General features: G+C 73.2%; 23 protein-coding genes. 8 read left to right on the forward strand and 15 right to left on the reverse strand.

Going from position 1 to position 26,030, the window contains the following annotated elements:
- The first annotated feature begins 253 nt into the window (after nt 1–253).
- Nucleotides 254–1,180, forward strand: a complete 927-nt coding sequence (locus IW256_RS26900; RefSeq protein WP_197013608.1) for a carbohydrate kinase family protein — start codon at nt 254–256, stop codon at nt 1,178–1,180.
- Between the two features lie 64 nt (nt 1,181–1,244).
- Here IW256_RS26900 and IW256_RS26905 read toward each other — a convergent pair whose 3' ends face one another.
- Complete coding sequence (locus IW256_RS26905; RefSeq protein WP_197013609.1) at nt 1,245–2,288, reverse strand: LysR family transcriptional regulator; 1,044 nt, start codon at nt 2,286–2,288, stop codon at nt 1,245–1,247.
- A gap of 216 nt (nt 2,289–2,504) precedes the next feature.
- Between IW256_RS26905 and IW256_RS26910 the strand changes: the two genes are divergently transcribed.
- On the forward strand, nt 2,505–3,080 hold the full coding sequence (locus IW256_RS26910) for a hypothetical protein (RefSeq protein ID WP_197013610.1): 576 nt from the start codon (nt 2,505–2,507) through the stop codon (nt 3,078–3,080).
- Between the two features lie 164 nt (nt 3,081–3,244).
- Here IW256_RS26910 and IW256_RS26915 read toward each other — a convergent pair whose 3' ends face one another.
- Entirely contained in the window at nt 3,245–5,362 is a 2,118-nt protein-coding gene (locus IW256_RS26915) for a RecQ family ATP-dependent DNA helicase (RefSeq protein WP_197016584.1), read from the reverse strand.
- 270 nt (nt 5,363–5,632) lie between these two features.
- Between IW256_RS26915 and IW256_RS26920 the strand changes: the two genes are divergently transcribed.
- From IW256_RS26920 to IW256_RS26930, 3 genes are all read left to right on the forward strand, one after another.
- Complete coding sequence (locus tag IW256_RS26920) at nt 5,633–7,006, forward strand: threonine/serine exporter family protein (RefSeq protein WP_231403942.1); 1,374 nt, start codon at nt 5,633–5,635, stop codon at nt 7,004–7,006.
- 76 nt (nt 7,007–7,082) lie between these two features.
- Nucleotides 7,083–7,409 (forward strand): hypothetical protein, encoded by a 327-nt coding sequence (locus IW256_RS26925; protein WP_197013611.1) that lies wholly within the window; start codon nt 7,083–7,085, stop codon nt 7,407–7,409.
- Between the two features lie 12 nt (nt 7,410–7,421).
- Entirely contained in the window at nt 7,422–8,567 is a 1,146-nt protein-coding gene (locus IW256_RS26930; protein ID WP_197013612.1) for a DUF6745 domain-containing protein, read from the forward strand.
- 139 nt (nt 8,568–8,706) lie between these two features.
- Here IW256_RS26930 and IW256_RS26935 read toward each other — a convergent pair whose 3' ends face one another.
- The 12 genes from IW256_RS26935 to IW256_RS26990 form a co-directional block, all read right to left on the reverse strand.
- Nucleotides 8,707–9,552 (reverse strand): STM4011 family radical SAM protein, encoded by an 846-nt coding sequence (locus IW256_RS26935; protein ID WP_197013613.1) that lies wholly within the window; start codon nt 9,550–9,552, stop codon nt 8,707–8,709.
- A complete protein-coding gene (locus tag IW256_RS26940; protein ID WP_197013614.1) occupies nt 9,552–10,871 on the reverse strand; it encodes an STM4012 family radical SAM protein in 1,320 nt (439 codons plus the stop codon). The genes IW256_RS26935 and IW256_RS26940 overlap by 1 nt, the downstream gene beginning before the upstream one ends.
- Entirely contained in the window at nt 10,868–11,668 is an 801-nt protein-coding gene (locus tag IW256_RS26945; protein ID WP_231403943.1) for an STM4013/SEN3800 family hydrolase, read from the reverse strand. Before IW256_RS26945 ends, IW256_RS26940 begins: the two co-directional genes overlap by 4 nt.
- Nucleotides 11,669–11,720: 52 nt before the next feature.
- Nucleotides 11,721–12,800 carry an STM4014 family protein gene (locus tag IW256_RS26950; RefSeq protein WP_197013615.1) on the reverse strand — a complete coding sequence of 360 codons (1,080 nt, stop codon included), beginning with the start codon at nt 12,798–12,800 and terminating at the stop codon, nt 11,721–11,723.
- A complete protein-coding gene (locus IW256_RS26955; protein ID WP_197013616.1) occupies nt 12,797–13,747 on the reverse strand; it encodes an STM4015 family protein in 951 nt (316 codons plus the stop codon). The genes IW256_RS26950 and IW256_RS26955 overlap by 4 nt, the downstream gene beginning before the upstream one ends.
- A gap of 118 nt (nt 13,748–13,865) precedes the next feature.
- Nucleotides 13,866–14,798, reverse strand: coding sequence for an STM4015 family protein (locus IW256_RS26960; RefSeq protein ID WP_197013617.1), 933 nt, complete (start codon nt 14,796–14,798; stop codon nt 13,866–13,868).
- A gap of 82 nt (nt 14,799–14,880) precedes the next feature.
- Nucleotides 14,881–15,687 carry a MetQ/NlpA family ABC transporter substrate-binding protein gene (locus tag IW256_RS26965; RefSeq protein WP_197013618.1) on the reverse strand — a complete coding sequence of 269 codons (807 nt, stop codon included), beginning with the start codon at nt 15,685–15,687 and terminating at the stop codon, nt 14,881–14,883.
- 85 nt (nt 15,688–15,772) lie between these two features.
- Nucleotides 15,773–16,429: a methionine ABC transporter permease gene (locus tag IW256_RS26970; RefSeq protein WP_197013619.1), complete on the reverse strand. Its 657-nt coding sequence runs from the start codon at nt 16,427–16,429 to the stop codon at nt 15,773–15,775.
- Entirely contained in the window at nt 16,426–17,484 is a 1,059-nt protein-coding gene (locus tag IW256_RS26975) for a methionine ABC transporter ATP-binding protein (protein ID WP_197013620.1), read from the reverse strand. Before IW256_RS26975 ends, IW256_RS26970 begins: the two co-directional genes overlap by 4 nt.
- A 378-nt stretch (nt 17,485–17,862) precedes the next feature.
- Entirely contained in the window at nt 17,863–18,714 is an 852-nt protein-coding gene (locus IW256_RS26980) for a DUF4097 family beta strand repeat-containing protein (RefSeq protein WP_197013621.1), read from the reverse strand.
- A complete protein-coding gene (locus tag IW256_RS26985; protein ID WP_197013622.1) occupies nt 18,711–19,361 on the reverse strand; it encodes a response regulator in 651 nt (216 codons plus the stop codon). The genes IW256_RS26980 and IW256_RS26985 overlap by 4 nt, the downstream gene beginning before the upstream one ends.
- 34 nt (nt 19,362–19,395) lie before the next feature.
- The gene (locus tag IW256_RS26990; protein ID WP_197013623.1) at nt 19,396–20,616 is read right to left on the reverse strand and encodes a sensor histidine kinase; all 1,221 of its coding nucleotides are present in this window, start codon (nt 20,614–20,616) and stop codon (nt 19,396–19,398) included.
- A 165-nt stretch (nt 20,617–20,781) separates the two neighbouring features.
- Between IW256_RS26990 and IW256_RS26995 the strand changes: the two genes are divergently transcribed.
- Together IW256_RS26995 and IW256_RS27000 are read left to right on the forward strand one after the other, a co-directional pair.
- A complete protein-coding gene (locus tag IW256_RS26995; protein WP_197013624.1) occupies nt 20,782–21,351 on the forward strand; it encodes a hypothetical protein in 570 nt (189 codons plus the stop codon).
- Nucleotides 21,352–21,420: 69 nt separating this feature from the next.
- Nucleotides 21,421–21,981: a hypothetical protein gene (locus tag IW256_RS27000; RefSeq protein ID WP_197013625.1), complete on the forward strand. Its 561-nt coding sequence runs from the start codon at nt 21,421–21,423 to the stop codon at nt 21,979–21,981.
- Between the two features lie 177 nt (nt 21,982–22,158).
- Here the strand turns inward: IW256_RS27000 and IW256_RS27005 are convergent, their stop codons facing one another.
- On the reverse strand, nt 22,159–23,355 hold the full coding sequence (locus tag IW256_RS27005) for a lactate 2-monooxygenase (protein WP_197013626.1): 1,197 nt from the start codon (nt 23,353–23,355) through the stop codon (nt 22,159–22,161).
- Nucleotides 23,356–23,501: 146 nt separating this feature from the next.
- Here IW256_RS27005 and IW256_RS27010 point away from each other — a divergent pair, with 146 nt between their 5' ends.
- The gene (locus IW256_RS27010) at nt 23,502–26,021 is read left to right on the forward strand and encodes a DNA gyrase/topoisomerase IV subunit A (RefSeq protein WP_197013627.1); all 2,520 of its coding nucleotides are present in this window, start codon (nt 23,502–23,504) and stop codon (nt 26,019–26,021) included.
- Nucleotides 26,022–26,030: the final 9 nt, after the last annotated feature.

Raw genomic sequence — 26,030 nt, forward strand, 5'->3', positions numbered from 1 at the left:
TCCGTGGCCGGCGCGTCCGCGGCGTCCCCGGGGCGTTCCTCCGCCCCGGCGCCCGCCTTCCGGTGTTCCGGATACCCCTCGGTCACGTTCCCGACTGTAAGGCACGCGCCTCCAGGGCGCGCACCGGGAAAAACGCCGGGTTCCCCGGTTTCGCTGCGCGTTCGAGACCTAATCGGGGGTCAAGAACTGTTACGGTCGTCCACACGCCCAGAATGCCGCTCGCGCGGGCCGTGTTGATCGAGGTGATGACTCCATGACGCGCGTGGTCGTGGTCGGCGATTTGATGACTGACACCGTGGCTCGTGCCGCATTCCCCCTGGCCAAGGGCAGCGACACGCCCGCCGCCGTGACGACGCACGGAGGCGGCTCGGGCGCCAACGTGGCCTCGTGGCTGGCCCTGGAGGGGGTGGAGGCGGCCTTCGTGGGCCGCCGCGGCTCCGACATCGCGGGCCGGAACCGGGACATGGAGCTCATGGGGTACGGGGTGGACGCACGCCTGGTCATGGACCAGGAGCGTCCCACCGGGACCTGCGTGGTGCTGATCACCCACAAGGGTGACCGGACCATGCTGTCCGACCCCGGGGCCAACGCCGCGCTCCTCCCCGAGGACATCGAACGCTGCAGAGACCTGTTCAACCAAGGAACCCACCTGCACCTGTCGGGGTACTCCCTCATCAACGAGGGATCCCGTAAGGCCGCCATCCACACCCTGGAGCTGGCCCGCAAGGCCCAGATGTCCATCTCCGTGGACGGCGGCTCGTCCTCCCCGCTCAAGCGGATGGGGGCCGAGCCGTTCCTGGAGTGGACCCAGGGCGCCCGGCTGCTGGTGGTCAACGCCACCGAGGCCGAGGTGCTGACCGGGCGGGACACCCCCGACCAGGCCGCCAAGGTGCTCACCGCCTGGTACCCCCAGGTGGTCATCATGAACGGCGCCGACGGCGCCCTCTGGTACACCAACGGCCGCCCCGAGCCGATCACGGTCGCCGCCGAGCCGGTCGACAAGATCATCGACGGCACCGGAGCCGGGGACGCGTTCGTGGCCGGTTTCCTGCCGGTCTGGCTGGACGGCAAGCCGCCCACCGAGGCGCTCACCGCCGGCTGCCGGCTGGCCGCCCGGGCCATGCAGCACCTCGGCGCCCGCCCGACCCTGGACGTGGTGGACAACCAGATCAAGAACTGATGCCCGGCCTCCCCCTGCCCGGCCCGCCACCCGGCGGCGCCGGGCGGGGCGGGGGCCTGCGCGTTCAGGGGCCCGGCGCGGCGGTGTAGATCCGGGCGTCCTCGCGTACGGCCTCCCACAGCCGGTTCAGCGGATGGCCGGCGTCGTAGCGTGCCAGGTCGGCCTTGCGGACGAAGGCGCCGGTCATCAGCTCCGCCTTCGGCTCCAGGTCGTCGTGCAGCTCCATCGAACGCAGCGGTGTCTCCCCCGGCTCGATCCGCTCGGCCATCCGGCGCCCGATGGAGGCCGTGACGATCATGCAGCCGCGGACGAAACCTGAGCGCAGCAGCGAGAACCCGTAGTGGACGTCGTCGATGTCCGCGACGACGTTGAGCCGGTCCCGGAAGTTGGGCCCGTACCAGCCGGCCAGGAAGTCGGCGATCAGCCCGGCCTGCGGCACCACCAGGGGCAGGGCGGGCAGCTCGCTGGTCCGGGCGCCGCCGCCCGGCAGTTCCGGCTCGGCGAGGTTGGTGAGCAGCATCGCCCGGCCCCGGGCGTACTCCACGACGTCGTAGTCGCGCAGCCGCCGGTCGCCGCCGGGCGTGCTGACGATGGTGCCGCAGATCAGGTCCACCTCCTTGGACTCCAGCCGCGACCACAGGTCCTTGGTCCGCACGTGGACGACCTTGAACTCCACCTCCCGCTGCCGCAGCTCCTCCGACACCCGGTCCCAGGCCCGCGACACGATGGGCAGGGTGAACTCGGTCGTGCCGACGGTGAGCATCCGGCCGAGCCTGCGGCGGCTCCAGTGCACCGCGTCCAGCCACTCCCGCAGCGTCGCCCGTGCCAGCCGTGCCGCGTTCTCGCCCGTCGGGGTGAACAGGAAGTCCTTGCCGCGCCCCTGCCGCAGGGTGAGGACCTCCCCGCAGAGGGCCTGGCAGTTGCGGTTGAGCGTGTCGAGCTGCTTCTGCACGCTGGACTGCTCGCGCCCGAGGGCCCGCGCCGCCCGCAGCGCGGAGCCGGTCTCGTACACCACCAGCAGCGTCCGGAGCTGGTCGAAGGTGGTGTCCAGCAGAGCGGGCGGGCAGTCGAGGAGCTCGTCGAGGAGGGGACGTTGGGAGGACGGCACGGACAGGGACGGTACTACCCCGCCCGATCGGCGGGCGCCGGGGCCCGCACATGGCCGCACGGCCATTTCAGCGAGAAATGAGGACATTTCCCGTTGAACTAATCCGCAGATGTTCGGCGAAACAGGTGGACGCCATTTGTTGGCCTCTAGAACACTTTCTCCCGTTCCCGGGGCCGCCGTCGCGGCTCCGCCCATCATTGGACGAGGAAGTTCACCGTGCGCCCATATCCGCCCAGGCTCGGCGTCATCGCGCTGGCCGCCGCCCTCGCGTTGACGGGCACGGCCTGCGTCCCGAAAAAGAAGAAGAGCCGCAAACGCGGTGGCGGCGCCACGGCCGGCGCGTCCCCTTCCCGACCGGCCCTCGGCGGCGCCCGCCCCATGGCCGCCGGACCGGTCACGAAGGTCGGCAAGGCATTCGTGATCAAGCCTGACTCCACCTCGAAGGCGATCGTCAGCCTGGACTCCTACCGCACCCTGCCGGTGCGTTCCGGGACCGCCTTCCCGCCCGAGAACGGCGCCTTCACCGTTTTCAGCATCCGGATCAAGGCACTGCGGGGCACCGTCCACTACAACCCCCTTTATCTGAAACTGCGCACCCTGGACGGAACGGTGCTCGACAGCACCGACGGCAACGCCCCCTACGTGCGGCTGGCGTCCGAGACCGGTCCCGGCGACATTCCGCAGGGCAGGCTGATCAGCACCGCGATCGTGATGGACGCCCGGATGCGGCCGGGCACCCGGCTCCACTACACGAGCGTCCTGCGCCAGGTGGTCGCCACCTGGCGCCTCTGAGGACACCCCACCTTCGCCCGGCGGCGCCGCCGCCCGGGCGTGGCCGGGCGGCCGATCTGTGGGCGCGACCCGCGCGGGGCGGTCACGCCCACAGATCGCTCGCCCGGAAGGACCCGCCGCCAGGCCGTCCCCCCAGGCGATCGCCCCGGCCGGGAGGGCTCGGCTCAGGTGGTCACGGCCAGGACCAGGGGGAGGACGGCCGGGGCGCCGGCGTCGCGCAGGTGCCGGGCCGCCACCGTCATGGTCCAGCCGGTCTCGATCCGGTCGTCGACCAGGAGGACGGGGCCGTCCGCCTCGCGCGCCGCCGCCGCGACCTCGTCGGGGAGGGCCAGGGCGTGCCAGACCGACCGCAGGCGCTGGGCGCTGTTGTGGCGGCGGGGCACCGGCTCGCCCAGCGGGACGATCTCGCCCAGGTACGGGAGGCGCCCGATCCCGGCCAGGCGCCGCCCCAGCCCGCCGACCAGGCGCGGGCGGGACCGGGATCCGATCGTCACGACCCCGGCCGGGCGGCGTGACCACTCCCAGGCGGCCAGGACCTTGACCACGGCGTCGAACATCTCGTCGGTGACCTCGGTGTCGCCGCCCGCGAAGAGGTCGCGCAGCCGGTTGCCCCAGCCGATGTCGGTGAGGCGCCCCAGCGCGCGGCCCGGCTCGGCCATGTGCGCCGCGGAGATGCGGCCGGACACGCCCAGATCGTCCTTGACGCCGGTGGGCCACATGCGGCGCGGGGCGACGTCGACGCCGGGGCGGCGCAGCCGGTCGCGGGCCTGGGCCGCGCCGGCCTCGGAGACCTCGGCCGGCCAGTGCCTGCCGGTGCAGTTGTCGCAGCGCCCGCAGGGCCCGGCCGCGGGGTCGTCGAGCTGGCGGCGCAGGAACTCCTCCCGGCAGCCCTCGATGCCGAGGTACTCCAGCATCGCGTTCTGCTCGCGGGCGCGTTCGGCGGCGACCCGCTCGTAACGCGCCCGGTCGTAGACCCAGTCGGTGCCGGTCGCGGTCCAGCCGCCCTTGACGCGGCGCACCGCCCCGTCGACGTCCAGGACCTTGAGCATCATCTCCAGCCGCGCCCGGTTGAGGTCGACCCGCGGTTCGAGGGCCCCGGTCGACAGCGGCCGGCCGGCCGCGTCCAGGGCCTCCAGGGTGGCCCGGACGACGGGTTCGGGCGGGAAGGCCAGGCTGGCGAAGTAGGCCCAGATGTCGCGGTCCTCCGCGCCCGGCAGCAGGATCACCTCGGCGCGGTCGACGCCGCGTCCGGCACGGCCGATCTGCTGGTAGTAGGCCACCGGCGACTGCGGGGCGCCCACATGGACGATGAACCCGAGGTCGGGCTTGTCGAAGCCCATGCCGAGCGCGCTGGTGGCGACCAGGGCCTTGAGCTTGTTGTCGAGCAGGTCGCGCTCGGCCTGGAGCCGCTCGGCCGGGTCGGTCTGCCCGGAGTAGGCGGCCACCTCGTAGCCCCGGTCGCGCAGGTAGCCGGTGATCTCGTGGGCGGCGGCGACGGTCAGCGTGTAGATGATCCCCGAGCCGGGAAGCGCGTCGAGGTGCTCGCCCAGCCAGGCGATCCTCCGCTCGGCCTCCGGCAGCCGTACGACGGCCAGGTGCAGCGAGTCGCGTTCGAGCGCGCCGCGCAGCACCAGCGCGTCGTCGGCGGCGAGCTGCTCGGCGACGTCCTGGGTGACGCGGGCGTTGGCGGTCGCGGTGGTGGCCAGCACGGGGATGCCCGGCGGCAGGTCGGCCAGCAGCGTGCGCAGGCGTCGGTAGTCGGGCCGGAAGTCATGGCCCCAGTCGGAGATGCAGTGCGCCTCGTCCACCACCACCAGGCCCGCCCCGGCGGCCAGCTCGGGCAGCACCAGGTCGCGGAAGTCGGGGTTGTTGAGGCGCTCGGGGCTCACCAGCAGCACGTCGACCTCGCCCGCCTCGACCTCGGCGAAGACGCTCCGCCAGTCGTCGGTGTTGGCGGAGTTGATCGTGCGGGCGTGGATCCCGGCCCGCCCGGCGGCGTCGATCTGGTTGCGCATCAGCGCCAGCAGCGGCGAGACGATCACCGTCGGCCCGGCGCCGCGCTCGCGCAGCAACCGGGTCGCCACGAAGTAGACCGCGGACTTGCCCCAGCCGGTGCGCTGGACGACCAGGGCCCGGCGCCGTTCGACGACCAGCGCGCGGATCGCCGTCCACTGGTCGTCGCGCAGCCGGGCGCCGTCCCCCGCCAGGGCGCGCAGGCAGCGCTCGGCCTCCTCGCGGAGCCCGCCGTCACCGGCCGTGCCCTCGCGCCCGTCACCCGCCATGTCCTCGTGCCCGTCACCGGCCGTCGCCGCGCCGTCCGAAACCTCCGCCATGCTCCCCGTCCCCACCGTCGTCCCGCCCTCCGGCCGAGGCGGTGCCCGTGTCCGGAGCCCGCCTCACCCACCCTTGGTACCAGCAGGGAACGACGGCACGCACCCGAAGCCGATTCTGTGGAAAAGCCCACTCCGCTCCGGTGATTAACCATGATCCGGCGGGGGGTAGCCTTCCCGTCGGATCCGCGGCGACATCGGACAGGAGGCGTGCGAGCGCGAATGGGGCGGGCGACGGAACGCTTGCGGCGCACCTGGCAGGTCCTGATGGACACGTCACCTCCCGAGCCTCCCGAGGACGAACCGGGCGAGGTCGTCGACGCGCGGGCCATCGACCTGGTGCTGCGGGTCGGCGAGCTGCTGCTGGCCAGCGGCGAGTCCACGGAGCGGGTGAACGAGGCGATGCTCAGCATCGCGGTCGCCTACGAGCTGCCACGGGTCGAGGTCCAGGTGTCGTTCACCAGCCTCCTGGTGTCGGCGCATCCGGGAGGCGCCGCGCTTCCGGTCACCGGCTCCCGCTCCATCCGCCGGCGCACCCCCGCGTACTGGCGGCTCACCGCGCTGCACCAGCTCGTCCAGGACGCCTCGATCGGCATGCTGGACCTGGAGGACGCGCACGCGCGGCTGGCCGTGATCAAACGCGGGCGCGGCCCGTACCCGGCCTGGCTGCTGGTGGTCTCCTTCGGGCTGATCTCCGCCTCGGCGAGCGTGCTGGTCGGCGGCGGGCCGCTGGTGGCGATGACGGCGTTCGTGGCCACGATGCTGGGCGACCGCGCCGCCGCCGCGCTGGCCCGCCGGGGCACCCCCGAGTTCTTCCAGCTCCTGGTGGCCTCCGCGATCGGCGCCTCGATCGCCGTCCTGGTGATCGCGATGGGCGCCCCCGGGCGGGCCTCGACGATCGTTACGGGGGCGATCCTGGCGCTGCTGCCCGGCCGTCCCCTGGTGGCGAGCATCCAGGACGGCATCACCGGCGACCTGGTGAGCGCGGGGGCGCGGTTGCTGGAGGTCTTCTTCATCATCGCCGCGATCGTGGCCGGGCTGGGCGTGGTCGTGTACGCGGCGGTCAAGCTGGACGTAGAGGTCACGGTCGCCCACCTGCCCAGCGCGCCCGCGCTGTTCCAGCCGGTGCCGATCCTCGCGGCGGCGGCGGTGTCCCTGGCGTTCGCCGTGTCGCTGGCGGTGCCCAAGAACGTGCTGTTCGCCGCGGCGGCCGGTGGCGCGGCGATCTGGACCCTCTACGTGTCGCTGCTGAACCTCCAGGTGACCGGGGTCCTGGCCTCGGCGGTCTCCGCCGTCGTCATCGGCCTGTTCGCGAGCATGCTGGCCCGCCACCGGCGGGCGCCGGTGCTGCCGTACGTGGTGCCCGCGATCGCGCCGCTGCTGCCGGGAACGCTCCTCTACCGGGGCATGGTGGAGATCAACACCGGCCAGCCGGAGGCGGGCGTGCTCAGCCTGATCGGGGCGCTCTCGGTGGCGCTGGCGCTGGGCGCCGGGGTCAACCTCGGCGGCGAGCTGGTGCGGGCGTTCCAGCGGGTCGGCCTGGGCGCGTCGGGCCGCTGGGCCCGTCCCGCCGCCCGCCGGACCCGCGGCTACTGACCCGTGTCGGGCCGGACCGCGCCGGCGCCGGGCCGGCGTCCCCTGGAATGTCGGTGGCCGTCGTTACGTTCGCCGCATGTACCGACAGGGAGACATCCTCATCATGCCCGTCCCCGAGGAGGAGGTCCCGCAGGCCGTGCGCGACCTCCCGCCCGCGCCGCGCGACGACCGGGGACGCATGGTGCTCGCGCTGGGCGAGGCCACCGGGCACGCGCACGCCATCGCCGCGCCCGGGGAGCTGCTGCGCGATTCCGACCCGCTCGTGCCCGACCACCTCCACCTTCCCTCCGGCGGGCGTCTGGTGCATGAGGAGCACGCGGTGATCTCGTTGCCCAAGGGCTGGTTCCGGGTCGTCCGCCAGCGCGAGTACGTGCCCGGCGCCATCCGCGTCGTCGCCGACTGAGCGGGGGTCCACGTGCAGACCACGACTTCGAGCCCGTCGCGCGGCGACGTCACCCTCGCCTGGCAGGCCACCGCCTTCTCCGCCGGTCCCACCGGGCCCGGGGAGCACGAGCGGGCCGAGACAGCCGTCCGGGCGGCCTACGCCGCCGCGGGCCTCGCCCCTCCCGAACGCGTCGTGTGGGTGCCCTCGCCCGCGCACGGCACGATCGCCGCCGCCCTGATCGCCGGTCACCGCGAGGCGCTGGAGAAGGCGGGCCTCCAGGAGTACACCGAACGCCTCGCGCCGCTCATCGCCCTGCCCGGCGGCGCGGGCGGCAGCGTACGCGAGGCCGTCCGCACCCTCCCGTGGGAGAAGGCGCGCACCGCCGCCAGCTCGGAGCTGGGCCCGCGGGAGTGGGCGCACGTCTGGGCGCGGACGGGCGGGCGCCTGTGGAACCAGGTCAACGACCTGGTCGACCGTGTACGGCGGGCCATCGGCGAGCTGGCCGGTGACGACGCCGAAGCCACCGCACTGCTGCGCGGCGCCACCCTGGACGCCGTCCTCGGCCAGCACGACGCCCCGTTCCTCGCGCTGGCCGACCATCTCGGGCGGTTGGACGGTGACGGGCACCCCGGCGACGCGCTGTCGGCGATGGCGGAGGTCGCGCGGAACGCGGGCTGGTGGTGGCCGTACGAGCGGATCGCGATCCTCTCCGAACGGCCGGCCGAGCTGCATCGCGACGAGCCGGGGCGGCTGCACCGGGGCGACGGCCCCGCGCTGGCCTACTCGGACGGGTTCTCGCTGCACGCCTGGCGGGGCATGCCGATGCAGGCGGGGTTCATCGAGTCGCTCACCGACCTGACCCCGGCCCGGATCGACGCCGAGGAGAACGCCGAGCAGCGCCGGGTCATGCTGGAGATCTACGGCTACGACCGCTACCTGGCCGAGACCGGCGCCAAGCCGCAGCAGCGGGACAGCACCGGTGTGCTGTGGCGCATCCCGGTCCGCGACGACGAGGACGTCGTCATGGTGGAGGTGGTCAACTCCACTCCCGAGCCCGACGGGTCGTACCGCACCTACTTCCTCCGGGTCCCGCCCCGCACGCTGACCGCCCGCCAGGGCGTGGCGTGGACGTTCGGCCTGGACGCGCGCGACTACACCCCCCAGCAGCAGACCTGACCCGCCCGGGCGGGCGGTCTGCTCGCCGGGCCGGGCACGCCGCCCCGGCCCGGCCCGCGGCGGCGGGTGTCCCTTGATGGTGACTTCCCCTGGCCATCAAGGGACACCCGCCGCTCGTACTTCCTCGGGGCGGCAGGGCTCAAAGCGTCCGGGGGATGCGTTCGAGGACGCCCCCGGCGAACACGTCGTAGAGGCCGAGCGGCTCCAGGTGGACGTAGCCGATATGGCAGTCGCAGGCGTCCAGGGAGCAGGGGCGGGGCCGCAGGGACGCCCGGAACGAGCCGTCGTACAGGTTGCCGAGGACGGCGGGGACGAAGTGGCAGCGCCGTACCGTGCCCTCGCCGTCCACGGATACGACGGTGTCCCCGGTCCGGCACGGCAGGCCCCGGCTCGGATGAGGGTGGCGGCTGTGGGCGAAGAGCGGGTCGAGCGCGGTCCACTCGGCGGCCTCGGCGTCGGTGTAGGTGCGGCCTTCGGCGGCGTTCACCCACAGGTACACGTCGCCGGGGAGGTCGGCGCGGAGCCGCCGGGCGGCGCCGAGGTGCTCGGGCTGCCCGACGACGCCGACGCTGAACCGGACCCCGCGCGCCGCCAGGTCGCGGCACCTGCCGAGGAAGCGCTCGTACGGCACCTGCCCGGGGTGGTAGGTGCTCCACAGGGCCAGCCGGGAGAGATCGGCCTCCGCGGTCCACTCGACGCGGTGGCTGAGGTTCGTCTGGATCGCGACCCTGCGGACCTGCGGGAGGTGGCTCAGCTCCACCAGGGCGCGCCTGTACCAGGAACGGACCAGCCCCTCGCCCCAGGGCGTGAACAGCACCGAGACGTCGTGTGCCTGCGCGGCGACCCATCCGGTGAAGCGTTCGAGGGCGGCCCGGTCGGCGCGGAGCTGCTCGCGGGAGTCGCGGCGCTTGGCGAACGGGCAGTACGGGCAGTCGTAGTCGCAGCTGGCCAGCGGCCCCCGGTAGAGGATCGTCAGGTGCTCCATCAGCGGGCCTCGTAGGCGCCCATGAGGGCGCGCACGCGCGGGGAGAACAGCGCCGGGCCGATCGCGTCGGAGTGGGCCAGTCCCTCGGGGGTGAGGCGGAGGGCGGCGCCGTCCCGCTCCAGCCATCCGCGTTCGGCGAAGGGGCCGAGGTCGAAGTCGTCCGCGGCGTCGGCGCCGAACCGCTCGCGGTAGGACGCACGGTCGAGCCCGGCGGTCTGGAGCAGCGACTGGAGCAGGTGGCGCCGCCTGCGCTCGTCGCCGTCCAGGGCGAATCCCACCCGGGCGGTCCCGAAGGCGGTCTCGCGCACGTAGTCGTCGATGATCGCGCGCACCTGGCCGGCGCCCACCGCGTACTCGAACGAGTAGTGCAGGCCGCCGGTATAGGAGCGGGCGCCGCAGCCCAGGCCGACCATGCCGTCGGTCTGGCAGCAGTACTCGGTCCCCGGGGAGCCCGGTCCTGGGCCCGGAGAACCCGTTCCGGAGTCCGCGGCGCCCGCGCCGGGGCGGCGGAACATGCGCATCGACACCTGCTCGTACCCGTGGCCGAGGAGATGGTCGCGGCCGATGCGGTAGAGCTCCAGGCGCTGGTCGTCCCAGTCGCGGGCGCGGCGGCCGAGCCCGGTCAGCGGCCGGACGTACAGCGGGTACAGGTACAGCTCCTCGGGCGACCAGGCCAGCGCGGCGTCGAGCGAGTGGAGCCAGGTGGCCGGGGTCTGGCCGCCGATCCCGTAGATGAGGTCGATGTTGAGCGTGGGGAAGCCCGCGGCGCGGATGCGGTCCAGCGCCGCCTCCACCTCGGCGCGTTTCTGCGGCCGTACGGCGGCGCGGACCTCCTCGTCCAGGAAGCTCTGGACGCCGATCGAGATCCGGGTGGCGCCGCGCTCGGCGAGGACGGTGAGGCGGTCGGTGGTCGCGGTGGCCGGGGACGTCTCCACGCCCAGCGGGATCGCGGCGAGGTCGGCGAAACGGCCGACGATGTCGCAGAGCCGTTCCAGCTCGGGGGCGGTCAGGTAGGTGGGGGTGCCGCCGCCGAAGGCCGCCGTGGCGAACGCCGCGTCGCCCAGCGCGTCCCGGACGGCGGTCGCCTGCCGGTCGAGCGCGTCGAGGTAGGCGCCGGTGAGCTCTTCCGGCGCGCCCGTCCGCGTGAACAGGTTGCAGAAGCCGCAGCGCATCTCGCAGAACGGGATGTGCAGGTAGAGGAAGAGCGCGTCGCGGTCCTCCCCCGCCCACACCTCGCTGAGCGGCGGCTCCGGCTTCAGAGGCCGGTAGGCGGTCTTGTGGGGGTAGGCGTAGACGTATCCCTGGTAGGGCCCGGTCATGACAGTACGAACTCCCCATACGGAACGGTCCAGACGACCTCGTGGCCGATGCGGTGACCGGTGTGGCCGTCCTCGCCGTACGCGGTCCCGTGGTCGGAGCAGACGATGACGAAGCAGGGGCGCCGCATCAGGTCGAACAGGCGCCCCAGGTGCCGGTCGACCTCGCGCAGCGCGGCGGCGTGGCTGGCGCGCGAGTCGCCGTGCTCGCGGGTCGCGCCGTCCAGGTAGAACCAGTTGGGCTGGTGGAGCGCGGCCACGTTGAGCAGCAGGAAGAGCCTGCGCCCGGACGGGAGCCGCCGCATCACCTCCGCGACCCGGTCGATCTGGTGGGCCGCCGACGCCGGGTCGGTCACGCCGAACTCCGGCTCCCAGTGGCTCTCGGCGAACAGGCCCGGCAGCACCGAGCCGAGCGGGGTGAGCTTGTTGAAGAAGCCCACCCCGCCGACGCAGACCGTGTGGTAGCCGGCGGCGGCGAGCCCGGTGGGCAGGTCGGCCGCGTCGAACGTCCACGTCCCGCCGGCGGTGGTCTCGCTTCCCGGGAAGCGCCCCGCGAAGAGCCGGGGATGCGGGCCGGGAGCGGCCGGTGTCGGCAGGAAGCCCGCCAGCATCGCCGCGTGGGCGGCGTAGGTGAAGCTCCCCGGGGAGTGCCGCCGTTCCCAGCGCCCTCCGGGGAGGAGACCGGCCAGCGTCGGCGTCTCCCCGGCGGCGGCCAGCTCGGCGGCGACGTCGTAGCGCAGCGTGTCGAGGGTCACCAGCAGCAGATCGTGGCTGCCGACGATCTCATTCATGTCGTACATGCGTGGAGGAACCTCTCACACTGCTCGCACCAGGGTGACACCGGCACCGCCTTCATCTCGCGGGCTCGGCCCGCCGCAGGACCGCCGCGACCTGGGCGCCGTAGGTGTCCGTCCCCTCGGCGGCACCGCCGGGCAGGCCGGCCAGTCCCGGCAGGAGATCGCCGAACGCGTTGACCTCGCCGACCGCGAACCGCCGCCAGCCGATCTGGACCAGCAGGTCGACCCCCACCATCAGGCTCCCGGGAAAGGAGGCCGCCGCCCGCGCGCACACGCCGAGCGCCCGCCGCCACCCGTCCTCGCCGAGCGCGTCCCGGACGGCCCCGAGATCACCGCGCGCACCGCCCAGGTGGAGGTTGGTCATGGGCGAACGGCTCGTCCGCACGACCGCGTGGGTGGGCCGGCCGGCGACCACGACCACGCGCAGGTCGAGCACCCGGCCGCCGAGCGCGGCCTTGGGGATCCACCGCTCCACGTGCAGGCCGTCGGGGGCGAGCGCGTCGATCAGCGCCGCCACCTCGGCCTCGGTCTCGTAGGCGCGCACCCGCAGCGAGTTGAGATATCCGGCGGGGGCGGGCGCCGCCGAGGTCACCGCCCTGATCCGGCCGCCCGGGGCGGTCTGCAGCGCGACGACGCCGGAGGCCGACGAGCCGTGCGCGGGCTTGACGAACACGCGGCGCGTCCCCGCCTCGGCCATCCGGTCGCGCAGCTCCGCGTATCCGGTGACGGCCGGGAGGGCGTCGGGGACGGGCACCCCGGCCGCGCTCAGGCGGGCGTGGCAGCGCCGCTTGTCGAACATCACCGCGATCTCGCCCGCGTCGTTGAGGAGCCGCGCCCCCGCCCGCCCGGCCGCCGCGGCGATCCGTTCCAGACCGGCGGTGAACGCGGCGTACCACGCGGCTCCCCCGCCCACCCGCGCCGGATCGCCGGGGCCGCGCAGCAGGGCGTCCACCTCGGGATCCTCGCCCGGCGAGTCGATCCGGACCAGCGCGCCGGGCGCGAACTCCGGCCCGGTCCCGACCAGGACGTCCCGCCAGGAGACGACCCGCGGCTCGTCCAGGCCGGCGGCGCGGCAGGCGGCGGCGAACAGCGCCGTCCGGCGTTCGCCGGGCGTTCCGACGACGGTGAAGGTCATTCCGCCACCGCGACGTAGGCGCCGGGCATGTCCCACTCCGACGCCAGCCAGGGCGCCTCCCCCAGGGCCTCGTCCAGGTCAAGCTCGACTCCGGGCAGGACGGCCCGCAGCCGGTCCGCCATCGCTTCGCTGAGGTAGTGGTGGTGCAGATCGAGCCGTTCCAGGTGGGTGAGCGGCTGCCCCGAGATCAGTGCCTCCGCTCCCCGGTCGGTCAGCGTCCCCATGCTCAGGTTCAGCGACTCCAGGCGGGCCACCACGGGCGCGGACGCGACCGCCTCGGCGATCTCGTCCTGGAAGTCGGCGTTCTGGAGGCCCAGGTGGCGCAGCGCGGGAAGGCGCTCGCCGGTCAGGATCGGCCCGAGGTCGTCGAGGGTGGCGTCCCGTCCGTGGAGCCCGGTGCCCAGCCACAGGTCGAGATGCTCCAGCGCGGGCAGATCGCTGGCGGTCACGCTCCTGACGGCCGTCGCGGGCAGCCCCCCGGACTCGAACCGCAGCACCCTCAGCACGTCGTTGCGCATCGGCTCGAAGCGCAGGCCCTTCCCGCCCCGGGTCTCGAAGTGCTCCAGTCCGGGGAACGCCTCGAACAGCGGTGTGAGGTCGAACTGCTCGATCCAGGAGATGTGATGCTCCCAGTCGAGGATGTCGCCGAGGAAGAGCGCCTTCAGGTTGGGAAGGCGTGCGGCGGCGGCGGTCAGGATCGCGACCGGGTCGCGGTCGTACTCCCACCAGCCGACGATCAGGTGGGTCACCTCGGTGGTGTCGACGGCCTCCAGGAACCGGGCGAAGTTCTCGTCGAAGTCCCTGAGCTGGGCGCCGTTCTCCGCCACGTGGCAGCGGACGTGCCAGGCCAGCTCGGCCACGGGGGGAAGGTCCTCATCACCCTCCTCACCGTCGAACACGGCCACGGGCAGCCCGGCGAACTCGTAGAGATGTTCGGTGATGGACATGGAGACCCTTCCAAGGAGATCGTCGGCCCTGTCCTACCAGGAACGGCCGACAGTGCGTCCCGGCGGCCACCGGGACCGCCGTCACTGCCGGGACTCCGCCGGGGCGATCAGGGCACCGTCATTCGGCGACGGCGACGTACGGCCAGTCGTCCGCGGGGTCCTGGCCGTCGCTGAGGTCGATCCGGACGCCGGGCAGGGCCGCCTGGACGCGCTCCCGGGTCTCCTTGGTCAGGTAGGCGTGGTTCAGCCCCAGGAACGCGAGGTGGGTGAGCGGCTGCCCGGACAGGAGCGCCTCCACGCCCCGGTCGGTCAGCGTCCCCATGCCCAGGCTCAGCGACTCCAGCCGCGCGACCACGGGCGCGCCCGCCACCGCCGTCGCGATCTCGTCCTCGATCTCGCTGTCCTCCAGCCCCAGGCAGCGCAGCGAGGGGAGGCGTTCACCGCTCAGGATCGGTGCCAGGTCCTCGACGGTCGCGTCGCCGCCGTAGTTGGACGTGCCCAGCCACAGTTCGAGACGGTCCAGCGCGGGCAGGTCGCTGGCCGCCACCGCCCGCACCACCCCGCCGGGAAGGCCACCGGACTCGAACCGCAACGTCCTCAGCCGCTCGTGGCGGACGGGCTTCATCTCCAGCCCCTGACCGCCGCGCACGTCCAGCCGTTCCAGGGTGGGGAACGCGTTGAACAGCGGGGTGATGTCGCTGTGCTCGATCCAGGAGATCTCCTGTTCCTCCAGCACGATGTCGCCGAAGAACAGCGCCCGGAGGTTGGGGAGGCGGTCCGCCACGGCGGTCAGGACGCTCACCGGGGTGGGGTCGTCCTTGCCGAGGTTGCCCCAGTTCCCGATGATCAGGTGGGTGACCCGGGTGCCGTCGACCGCGGCCGTGAACCGGTCCAGGAACTCCGGATCGATGCTGTCGTCCCAGTCCTCGACCAGCCGGACCGTCCAGGCCGTCTCGTCCGGGGCGGGGAGGCCGGCGGTCCCCGGGCCGGCCTTCGGGTCGAAGACCGTCACCGGGAGACCGTCGTACTCCGTCAGATGTTCGCTGATCATGATGTCCCTTCGCGTGATCGTCGGACCTGTCCTACCAGGCAGAGCCGACAGATCATCACCGAATCGGGCCATTCGTGACCGATCAGGCGGCGGGCAGCACCGACCCCTGGTACTTCTCCTCGATGAACTTCTTGACCTCGGGACCGGTCAGCAGTTCCACGAGCTTCCTGACCTGCGGGTCGTCCTTGGTCTCGGCCTTGGTGACCAGCCCGTTGACGTACGGGTTGCCCTGGGCGCTCTCCGTCACGAGCGCGTCCTCGGCCGGGGTCAGGCCGCCCTCCAGGGCGTAGTTCCCGTTGATCACGGCGGCGTCGACGTCGGCGAGCTGGCGGGGCAGCGCGGCGGCGTCGGCGGGCCGGAACCTGATCTCCTTGGGGTTGCCGGTGACGTCCTTCTCGGTGGCGGTCTCGCCCGCGTCCGCCTTCAGCGTGACGAGCCCGCCGGTGGCCAGCAGCCGCAGGGCGCGGGCCTGGTTGGACGGGTCGCTGGGCAGCGCGACCGTCGCGCCGCGCGGCAGGTCCTGGAGCTTGGCGACCTTCTTGGAGTAGACGCCCAGCGGCTCCAGGTGGACGCCGCCGGCGAACACCAGCTTCTGGCCGGTCTTCTGGTTGGACTCGTCCAGGTACGGCCGGTGCTGGAAGTAGTTGGCGTCGAGCTGGCCGTCGTTGAGCGCGGGGTTCAGCTGCTCGTAGTTGCTGAACTCCTTGATCTCCAGCTTGAGACCGGCCTTCGCGGCGAGGTCGTTCTTGACGTGGGTGAGGATCTCGGCGTGCGGCACCGAGGTGGCGCCGACCGTGAGCGTCCCGGCGTCGTTGCCCGAACCGCCGCAGGCGGCCAGCCCGAACAGCAGGCCCGCGGACGCGATGACTGTAGTGATCTTGCGCAGCACGAAGAGCGCCTTTCTCGAAGGGTGTGGAAAAGGGGAAGGACTACGGGTTAGGGGTGGGACGGTGTTCCGGTCACGGGTGCGCCGGTCACCGGTGCGTCAGGCGCCGGACGAACAGGTCGCCGGCCAGCTGGACGATCGCCACCAGGACCACCAGCAGCACCAGGATCGCGAGCATCATCGTGGTCTCGAAGCGCTGGTAGCCGTACCGGATGGCCAGGTCGCCCAGTCCGCCGCCGCCGATCGCCCCGGCGATGGCCGAGTACCCGATCAGCGCGATGACGGTGATCGTGAGGCCCGCGATCAGGCCCGGCCGGGCCTCGCGGAGCAGCACCTTGCGGACGAGTTCGGGCCGGGACGCGCCCATCGCGCGGGCCGCCGCGACCGTTCCGGGCTCGACCTCGCGCAGCGCGGTCTCGACCAGCCGCGCGTAGAACGGGATCGCCGCCACCGTGAGCGGGACGATCGCCGCCTGGGTGCCGATCGAGGTGCCCACCACCAGCCGGGTGAACGGGATGATCCCCATCATCAGGATGACGAACGGGATCGAGCGGCCGACGTTGACCACCAGCCCCAGGACGGCGCCGGCCGTGCGTGAGGGCAGCAGCCCGTCCCGGGCGGTGAGGACCAGCAGCACCCCGACCAGGATCCCGCCCGCGGCGGTGAACAGGGTCGACCAGATCGTCATCTGGAGCGTCTCGAGCGTCCCCTGGCGCAGCAGCGGCGCCATCTCGGTCCAGGTCATGACAGCGACGCCTCCTCAGCGGCGGTCTCGGGAACGGCGGTCCCGGCGAGGGGCTCGGGAGCGGCGGGGGTGCGGACCTCGACGGTGAGCCCGGCCTCGCGCAGGTGGGCGATCTGCGCCGCGTTGAGGTCCGGGTCCCCGGGCAGCTCGATCCGCAGCCTGCCGAACCGCGTGCCGCCGATCCGCTCGACCGAGCCGCCGAGGATGTTGACGTCGATCGAGTACGTGCGGGCCAGCGAGGAGATGAACGGCCGGTCCGCGCTCTCCCCCTCGAAGGTGACGTCCACCACGGTCGCCGCCGCGGGGCCGTCCGGGACGGTCTCGGGGAGCGGCAGCAGGTCGCGGGCCAGCTCGGACCCGGGGCGCAGCAGCAGCTCGCGCACCGGGCCGGACTCCACCACGCGCCCCTCCCGCATGATCGCGACCGAGTCGCAGATCCGCTTGACCACCTCCATCTCGTGGGTGATCAGCAGGACGGTGAGACCGAGCCGGCGGTTGAGGTCGCGCAGCAGTTCCAGGATGGAGGCCGTGGTCTCGGGGTCCAGCGCCGAGGTGGCCTCGTCGGAGAGCAGCACCTTGGGCCGCCCGGCCAGCGCGCGGGCGATGCCGACGCGCTGCTTCTGCCCGCCCGAGAGCTGGGCCGGGTACGCCCTGGCCTGCTCGGCCAGCCCGACCAGTTCCAGCAGCTCGGCCACCCGGCCCGCCCGTTCCGCCTTGGGGACGCCCATGACCTCCAGGGGGAAGGCCACGTTGCCCGCGACGGTACGGCTGGACAGCAGCCCGAAGTGCTGGTGGATCATGCCGATCCCCTGGCGGGCCCGGCGCAGCGCGCGGCCGTCCAGGGACAGCAGGTCACGGCCGTCGACGACGATCCGGCCGGAGTCGGGGCGTTCCAGCAGGTTCACGCAGCGCAGCAGGGTGCTCTTGCCCGCGCCGCTGCGGCCGAGGACGCCGAACACCTCGCCCTCGCGGACGGTCAGGTCGACGCCGTCCACCGCGTTCACCTCGCGGCCGCGCGAGCGGTAGACCTTGCTGAGTTTTTCGATCTGAATCACAGGAAATCACCCGTGCGGACAGGGTCGGGCGGCGCGGCCCGTGCCGAGCACGGACCACGACCCGGCGGTCAGATGGTCAGGTAACCAGGGGGGACTGCGGCGAGCTCAGGACAGGCCGGGCGGGTACGGCGTGTGGCTCAGCAGATGGCGTTCGAAGATCATGTGGAGGCGGGGTCGGAACTGGCTCGCTTCGGGGCGCGAGACTCGGTGGAGGGGCCCTCAGCGCTCACACATTCGACGGCGGCACGGACACCCCGTCACCCGCATGGTGCGCGGGCGGCGCATGGGGCGGAGGCGTGCGGCGGTCATGTCATCAGTAAACCCGGCTGACGCAAATGACGCAAATCGCCCGCCTGCCCCCTGCCGCGCCGAGCGGTGTCAGCGTGCACCGGGATAGCCGATGGACAGCGCCCCCGACCCGACCTTCCCGACGATGCCGCGCAGCGACGAACGATCGTTGAGCGCGGGGTCCACCCGCACGGCACCGGAGCCGGTCTCCAGCTCGACCCGGTAGTACGACCCTCGCGGCACGGTCACCCGCCCCGCGCCCGACCCGGCCGACAGCTTCACGTGCCGCGGCGGCCTCTCGAAATCGAACGCCAGGCGGCCGGACTCCACGGTGGCCTCCAGCGTGTACGAGGTGAGGCCGGTTCCCGTGATCAGCCCGGAACGGGCGCGCGCCCAGACCCGCCCGCGCACGTCGGCCAGGTGGACGCGGCCCGATCCGGTCTCCAGCCGGAGGTCCCCGCCGATCCCGCGTACCCGGACCTCGCCCGAGCCCGCGGTGGCGCGGACCCGGATCAGGGGCGGGATCCGCAGGTCGATGTCGGCGTCGCATTCGCCGCCGTGGTACCACCGCCGGGGCCCCTCGCAGGAGACGCGGACGAGGAGCAGTTCCCCCGCCCAGATCTGCTCGACGCGAGGCTCGCTCAACGTCCAGGTCAGCGTCTTGACGATCCGGACCCGGCCGGCCTGCCCGGGTCCGAGGGTCACCCGCGCGCTCCCCGCGTCGATCTCCACCTCGGTGACGGGGCGCCGGAACTCGGCGGACTCGGTGACCGTCCGGCGGACGGCCGCCCCCCACACCCGGAACCCGGCCGGGAGGAGCACGGCCAGCGCGGTCGCGATCGCGAGCATCACCCAGATCCCGCGGCGCCGCGGACGCGCGTCCGGCGCACCGGCGGCGGGGGCGCCGGCGGCCGGGGCGCCGCCGGGCGGGGCGTCCCTCACGCGTCCCCACCGCCCAGGAACCGCAGCACCGCCAGCACGCGGCGGTGGTCGCCCTCGGCGTCCGGGAGATCGAGCTTGGAGAAGATCCCGTTGATGTGCTTGGCGACCGCGCTCTCGCTGACCACGAGCGCGGCCGCGATGCCCGCGTTCGACCGGCCCTCGGCCATGAGCCCCAGCACCTCCCGTTCGCGCCGGGTGAGGCGGTCGAGCGGATCGCTCTGCCGCCGCAGCAGCAGCTGCGCGACCACCTCGGGGTCCAGCGCCGTACCGCCCGCGGCGACACGGCGCAGGGCGTCGAGGAACGTCGGGACGTCCGCCACCCGGTCCTTGAGGAGGTAGCCGACCCCGCTGGTGTTGGTGGCCAGCAGGTCGGCCGCGTACCGCTCCTCGACGTACTGCGACAACAGCAGCAGCGCCACCTCGGGCCACTGCCGCCGGATCACCAGCGCCGCGCGGACGCCCTCGTCGGTGAACGCGGGCGGCATCCGCACGTCCACGAGGGCGGCGTCCGGCCGGTGCTCCTCCACCGCGGCCAGCAGCCCGTCGGCGTCCCCGGTCGCCGCCGGGACCTCGAACCCCGCCGTCTCCAGCAGCTTGATCAGTCCCGCCCGCAGCAGGACCGAGTCCTCGGCGATCACGATCCGCACGGCGGCTCCGGTTCCCTGGGGACCGCCCCGGCGGTCACAGCACGCATGGCAGCTCCACGGTCACGGTGGTCGGCCCGCCCTCGGGGCTGACGATGCGGAAGGTACCGTCGACCGAACGGACCCGGCGCCCCAGCCCGGTCAGTCCGGAGCCCTTGGAGGGGTCCGCGCCGCCCGCCCCGTCGTCGGCGACGCTCACCGACAGCACGTCCCCGCGCCGCGTCACCTCGATCTCCACCTTCGACGCCCGCGCGTGCCTGACCACGTTGGTGAGGGCCTCGGAGACCACGAAGTAGGCGACGGCCTCGACCGTGGAGGAGGCCCGGCGCGGAACGTCGACCCGCAGCCGCACCGGCAGCGGCACGCGGGCCGCGATGCCCGACAGGGCCGCGTCCAGCCCGCGGTCCTCCAGGACGGCCGGATGCAGCCCGCGGATCAGGTCGCGCATCTCGGCGAGGGCCTCCTTGGCCTCCTCGTGCGCCTCCACGATCACCCGCATCGCGTCGTCGGGCACGCCGGTCAGCGTCTCCCTCGCCAGGCCCAGGTTCATGGCGAGCGCGACCAGCCGCTGCTGGGCGCCGTCGTGCAGGTCGCGCTCGATCCGCCGGCGTTCGATGTCGGCGGCGTCGACCACGCCGGCGCGCTTCTCGGCCAGGTCCTCGACCCGGCGTTCCAGCTCCCTGGCCCGGTCCGGGCCGAGCAGCACCACGACGGCGCGGGCGTCCATGTTCCGGACGGCCATGGCGAGCCAGGGCGCGGCCAGCAGCAGGGCGACCCCGCCCATGCTGAAGGCGGCGACCTGGAAGGCGGTGAGCGGCGGGAGCGCCCAGGCGTACGCCCCGACACCGGCCAGCGCGGCGCCGCCCGCCCACGCGACGATCACCGCCATCGCCCCGAAGGCCAGCACCGGCCCGGCGAGGAGGTGGTAGGCGAGGACGCGCCAGTACCCCTCCGTTCGGAACCTGCCGGGCCGTTCCTCCGGCGGCGGGACGTGCAGGCCCAGCATCGCCCAGCAGCGCTCCCGGTGCGCCGAGGCGAGCGGATGCGCCAGCACGGCGACGACGAGGACCGGGGCCAGCAGCGCGATCAGTACGGGCACCGCCCGCACCGGCTCCCAGATCGCCCACGGCGCGATGAGGACGGCCCAGGCGCCGAACTGCAGCGGCACCCCCGACGCCGCGAACGCGGTGTCCCGCCACGGCGCCGCCGACCACGGTACGTACCCGCGCGCACGCCGCAGTAAGGAGACCGATGCCATGGGCAAACCGTATTGCCACGGTCCGGCGCCCGCCATGCGGCGGACTCCAGGCCGGGGCTGTACCCAGTACCACCCCGAACCCGGAAATCCGCGCTACTGATCGCGATCTCCCGCGCCGCGACCCTTGTACGGACAGCACGGGCATCAGACCGAGGAGATCGCTTGATGGTCACCAGCGCGCCGCGAACCCGCCGGACGCCCCGCCGGACACCCCGCCGGACGGGTGGCGGGACGGGTGGCCGGACGGCCCGGTGGACGGCGTGGGGGCTGATGGCCGGCGGGGCGGCGATGGTCCCGTGGACGGGCGTCCTCGCGGCACGGCTGCCGTCCACCACGACGGTGTCCCACTGGTCCACGGCGTGGGCCGGGCTGGACGCGTTGGTCGCCACGGGCCTGCTGACCACGGGAGTCCTGATGGCCCGGGGCGATGTCCGGCACGGCCTGACCGCCGCGGCCACCGGGTCCCTTCTGGTCATGGACGCCTGGTTCGACGTGACCACCGCCGCCCCCGGCGCCGGGCGCAGGCTCGCCGTCGCGCTCGCCGTGGGCGCGGAACTTCCCGTGGCGGCCGTCTGCGCGGCCCTCGCCCTGCGCGCGCTCGCGCCGCACGCGAAGCACGTTCACGAACGCCCCGGTCAGGCGGACGGCGCCGGGCGCCGCCCGGCCGTAGCCGATTCTTGTCCAAGACGACTGAAAGAGACGGATGAAACCGATGGACTCAGACCTTTAGAGTGAATCCGACGTCGGGGCCCTCTGTCGGGAGGGCCCTTTCCCCTGCCTGCCTGATCAAGAGGTCCGCGGAACATGAACGACCACGAGGTGCACGAAGAGTGCCTGCGGGTACTGCGGGACGGACTGCCCGAACCGATCCCGGCCGGCTTCGACGACGGCCGGGAGTTCCTGCCGCTCAGCCTCGACGTCGATGGCGACATCGCCGTTGTAACGTTCCTAAGGCAGCCCGGCGACGCGTCCCGGAGCGTTCCCCCCTTCATCGAGGGCTGGACGTACCACCGCCGTGACGGCGAGTGGATGGAGCTGGGCGGCGGGGGCGGCTCGGCCCCCGACCTGACCCGCCGTTCCGCCACCGAGCTGGGCGGCTACCTGCACCGGTACGGCACGGGCAAGACGGTCCGGAATGCCAATCGCCTCCTGCCGTGGGGCGCCAAGTGGGTCAGCCAGGTCCGGCTCTGGGCGTCGTCCGAGGTCACCCAGCTGCGCGTGGGCGCCCGCATGCTGCACGTCCCCCCGCACGGCCACGCGGTCGTGGTCTGGGGCGCTCGCCGCGCCCCGATCGTCGAGGCCCTGTCGGTGGACGGCGCGATCCTCGACACGCTCGACCTGGACCAGGTCCTGGCCCGCGCCTGACCGCCGCGCCGCGCGGCGGCACGGTGCGGTGCCGGCCGCGCGGGCGGAGCGGGCGAGACGAGCGGCGTGCACGGGAAACCTTTCGGCGGGTCCCGGGTGACGATAGGGATCGCGCGTTACCGGGAGGTTGCCGGAAGGTTTCACCTCTCACCGAGGTCGCGGGCGACCCCGTTCCCCTCACTGGGGACGGGCCAGCACCTCCGGAGAGAGGTCGCCCGGGCGCGTGTGGCCGGACAGCGCCAGGGTCAGTTCCAGTTCCGCCTGGATGCAGCGCAGCACGTGCCGCACGCCCGCCTCACCGCCGAGGGCGAGGCCGTAGCAGTAGGGGCGGCCCAGCAGCACCGCCTTCGCCCCCAGTGCGAGCGCCTTGACCACGTCCGCGCCGGTGCGGATCCCGCTGTCGAACAGCACCGTGGCCTGGTCGCCCACGGCCTCGGCGACCCCGGGAAGCGCGTCCAGGGAGGCGATGGCCCCGTCCACCTGCCGTCCGCCGTGGTTGGAGACGATCACGCCGTCCATGCCGGCGTCCACCGCGCGCCGGGCGTCGTCGGGATGCTGGATGCCCTTGAGGGCGATCGGACCGTCCCAGTGCTCGCGGAGGAAGGCCAGGTCGTCCCAGGTCAGTCCGGGGTTTCCGAAGTTGGCGGCCCAGTGCATGAGCGCGGCGCCGCGGTTGGCGTCGGTGACCGGCCCGCCGACCGCCTTCTGGAAGACCGGGTCGCTGAAGTAGTTGGCGACGCCGATCCCGCGCAGGAACGGCAGGTAGGCCTGGTCCAGGTCGCGCGGGCGCCACGCCAGCGTGACCGTGTCGAGGGTGACCACCAGCGTCGTGTAGCCGGCGTCCCTGGCCCGTCCCAGGAAGCTGACGGCCAGTTCGCGATCCTTGGGCCAGTAGAGCTGGTACCAGCGGGCGCCCTGGCCGCCCTCTCCCCCGTCGGCGCCCGCGGTGACGTTCGCGGCGGCGACCTCCTCGATGGTGTACGAGGCGGCCGTGCTCAGGACCATCGTCAGCCCGCACGCCGCCGCGGCGCGGGCCGTCGCCGGCTCCCCGTCCGGGTGGAAGATCGACTGGACGCCGACCGGGCCGAGCAGCACCGGCGCGGGCATCGGCGTCCCCAGCACCTCCACCGCCAGGTCGCGCACGGCGACGTCGCGCAGCATCCGCGGCACGATCCGCAGGCGGTCGAACGCGGCGCGGTTGGCCCGTGCGGTGGCCTCGCTGCCCGCCGACCCGGCGATGTAGCCGAATGCGCCGGCCGACAGCCTCCGCTCGGCCAGCCCTTCCAGCCGGGTCAGATCGGTGGGCAGGCCGGGCCGCTCGTCGCCCAGCCCGTTCAGGTAGATCTCGTTCTGGAAGTCGGCCAGCGGGCTCATGGAAACCTCCTCGGCGCTCGATCCGCCCGCACGGCCCGTCCGAAGCCCCCGGTCCGACGCCGCGGAACGCGGAAAAGGGCATCTTTCGGCGCCCGGGTGGGTGGTGCGGTGCGAATCTGTCTCTGGGACCCGCCACAATGTCCCACATGGCACGACGCGGATCCCAGGCCCCTCCACCGCCGGACTTCGAAGAGAACATCATCGACGTCGATGTCTCGGAGGAGATGCGCGGCAGCTTCCTCGAGTACGCGTACTCGGTCATCTACCAGCGGGCACTGCCCGACGCGCGCGACGGCCTCAAGCCGGTGCAGCGCCGGATCCTGTACTCGATGAACGAGATGGGCCTGCGCCCCGACCGGGGGCACGTCAAGTGCGCCCGCGTGGTGGGGGAGGTGATGGGCAAGCTGCACCCGCACGGCGACAGCGCGATCTACGACGCGATGGTGCGGATGGCCCAGCCGTGGTCGATGCGGATGCCGCTGGTCGACGGGCACGGCAACTTCGGCTCGCTCGGCGGCGACGACATGCCCGCCGCCATGCGGTACACCGAGGCGCGGATGACCCGCGAGGCGATGCTCATGGTCGCCTCGATCGACGAGGACACCGTCGACTTCCGGCCCAACTACGACGGCCAGGAGAACGAGCCGGAGGTCCTGCCCGCGGCCTTCCCCAACCTGCTGGTCAACGGCGCGTCCGGGATCGCGGTCGGGATGGCCACCAACATGGCCCCGCACAACCTCGGCGAGGTGATCGCGGCGGCCCGGCACCTGATCGACAACCCCGAGGCCACCCTCGAGGACCTGATGCGCTTCGTGCCCGGTCCCGACCTGCCCACCGGCGGCCGGATCGTGGGCCTGGACGGCATCCGCGACGCCTATGAGCGGGGCCGCGGCACGTTCCGCACCCGCGCCACCGCCCACATCGAGAACGTCACGCCGCGCCGCAAGGGCATCGTGGTCACCGAGCTGCCGTACGCGGTCGGCCCGGAGCGGGTCAAGGCCAAGATCAAGGAACTGGTCAACAACAAGAAGATCAACGGGATCTCCGACCTGAAGGACCTCACCGACCGCAACGTGGGGCTGCGGCTGGTCATCGAGGTCAAGAACGGGTTCAACCCCGAGGGCGTGCTCGCCGAGCTCTACCGGCTGACGCCGATGGAGGAGACCTTCGGCATCAACAACGTGGCGCTGGTCGACGGCCAGCCCCGCACGCTGGGCCTCCGCGAGCTGCTCCAGGTGTACGTCGACCACCGGATCGAGGTCGTCCGGCGCCGTTCGGCCCACCGCCGCAAGAAGCGCGAGGACCGGCTGCACCTGGTCGAGGGCCTGCTGATCGCGCTGCTCAACATCGACGAGGTCATCCAGGTCATCCGCGACAGCGACGACGCGGGCCAGGCCAAGCAGCGGCTGATGCAGATCTTCGAGCTCTCGGAGATCCAGGCGCAGTACATCCTGGACACCCCGCTGCGCCGGCTGACCCGCTTCGACCGGCTGGAACTGGAGAAGGAGAAGCGGCAGCTGGCCCGGGAGATCGCCAAGCTGACCGCGATCCTGGAGTCGGAGAAGAAGCTGCGCGGCGTGGTGTCCAAGGAGCTGGGCGAGGTGGCCGCCGAGTACACCACCCCCCGCCGCACCGTGCTGCTGGAGTCGTCCGGCCAGGCGGCGACCGCGCAGGTGCCGCTGGAGGTCGCCGACGACCCGTGCCTGGTCCTGATGTCCTCCACCGGCCTGCTCGCCCGGACCACCTCGGCCGACCCGCTGCCCGCCGAGGGCGCCCGCGCCGCGCACGACGTCCTGGCGTCGGTCGTCCGGACCAGCGCGCGGGCCCAGATCGGCGCGGTCACCTCGGCCGGGCGGATGATCCGGATCGAGGTCATCGACCTGCCGATGATGCCGCCCTCGGCGTCGCCGCCGTCACTGGCGGGCGGCGCGCCCGTGACCGAGTACGTCGAGCTCGAACCCGGCGAGAGGATCGTGGGCCTGGGGACGATGATCGGCTCGCTGGCGCTGGGCACCGAGCAGGGCGTGGTCAAACGGGTCGTGCCCGACTACCCGCCCAACCGCGACGACTTCGAGGTCATCGCGCTCAAGGACGGCGACCGCGTGGTCGGCGCCGCCTGTGTCGCCGAGGACGACGACCTGGTCTTCATCACCGACGACGCCCAGCTCCTGCACTACTCCGCCGCCAACGTGCGGCCCCAGGGCCGCGCGGCCGGGGGCATGGCGGGCATCAAGCTGTCGGAGGGGGCCCGGGTCATCTGGTTCGGGGCGCTCGTTCCCGGCCGGGAGTCCCGGGTGGTGACGATCTCCGGATCGTCCACGGCGCTTCCGGGCACGCAGACCGGCGCCATCAAGGTCGCCGACTACGCCGACTTCCCGGCCAAGGGCCGCGCCACCGGAGGCGTGCGCTCGCACCGCTTCCTCAAGGGCGAGGACACCCTGATCATGGCCTGGGCCGGCCCGGTCCCGGTCAAGGCCGCGACCTCCACCGGCAAGCCCCTGCCCGTCACCGCCGAGCTGGGCCGCCGCGACGGCTCCGGAGAGAAGCTGGCCACTCCGCTCGCCGCGCTGGGCGGCGGCGACATCGGCCCCGACCCGGTCACCGCCTCCGCCGCCGAGACCGGCGAGCCCGGAGCCGAGCCCGGAGCCGAGCCGCCCGCCGGATGACCGTCCCGG

The sequence above is a fragment of the Actinomadura viridis genome, from assembly GCF_015751755.1.
Classification (GTDB): domain Bacteria; phylum Actinomycetota; class Actinomycetes; order Streptosporangiales; family Streptosporangiaceae; genus Spirillospora; species Spirillospora viridis.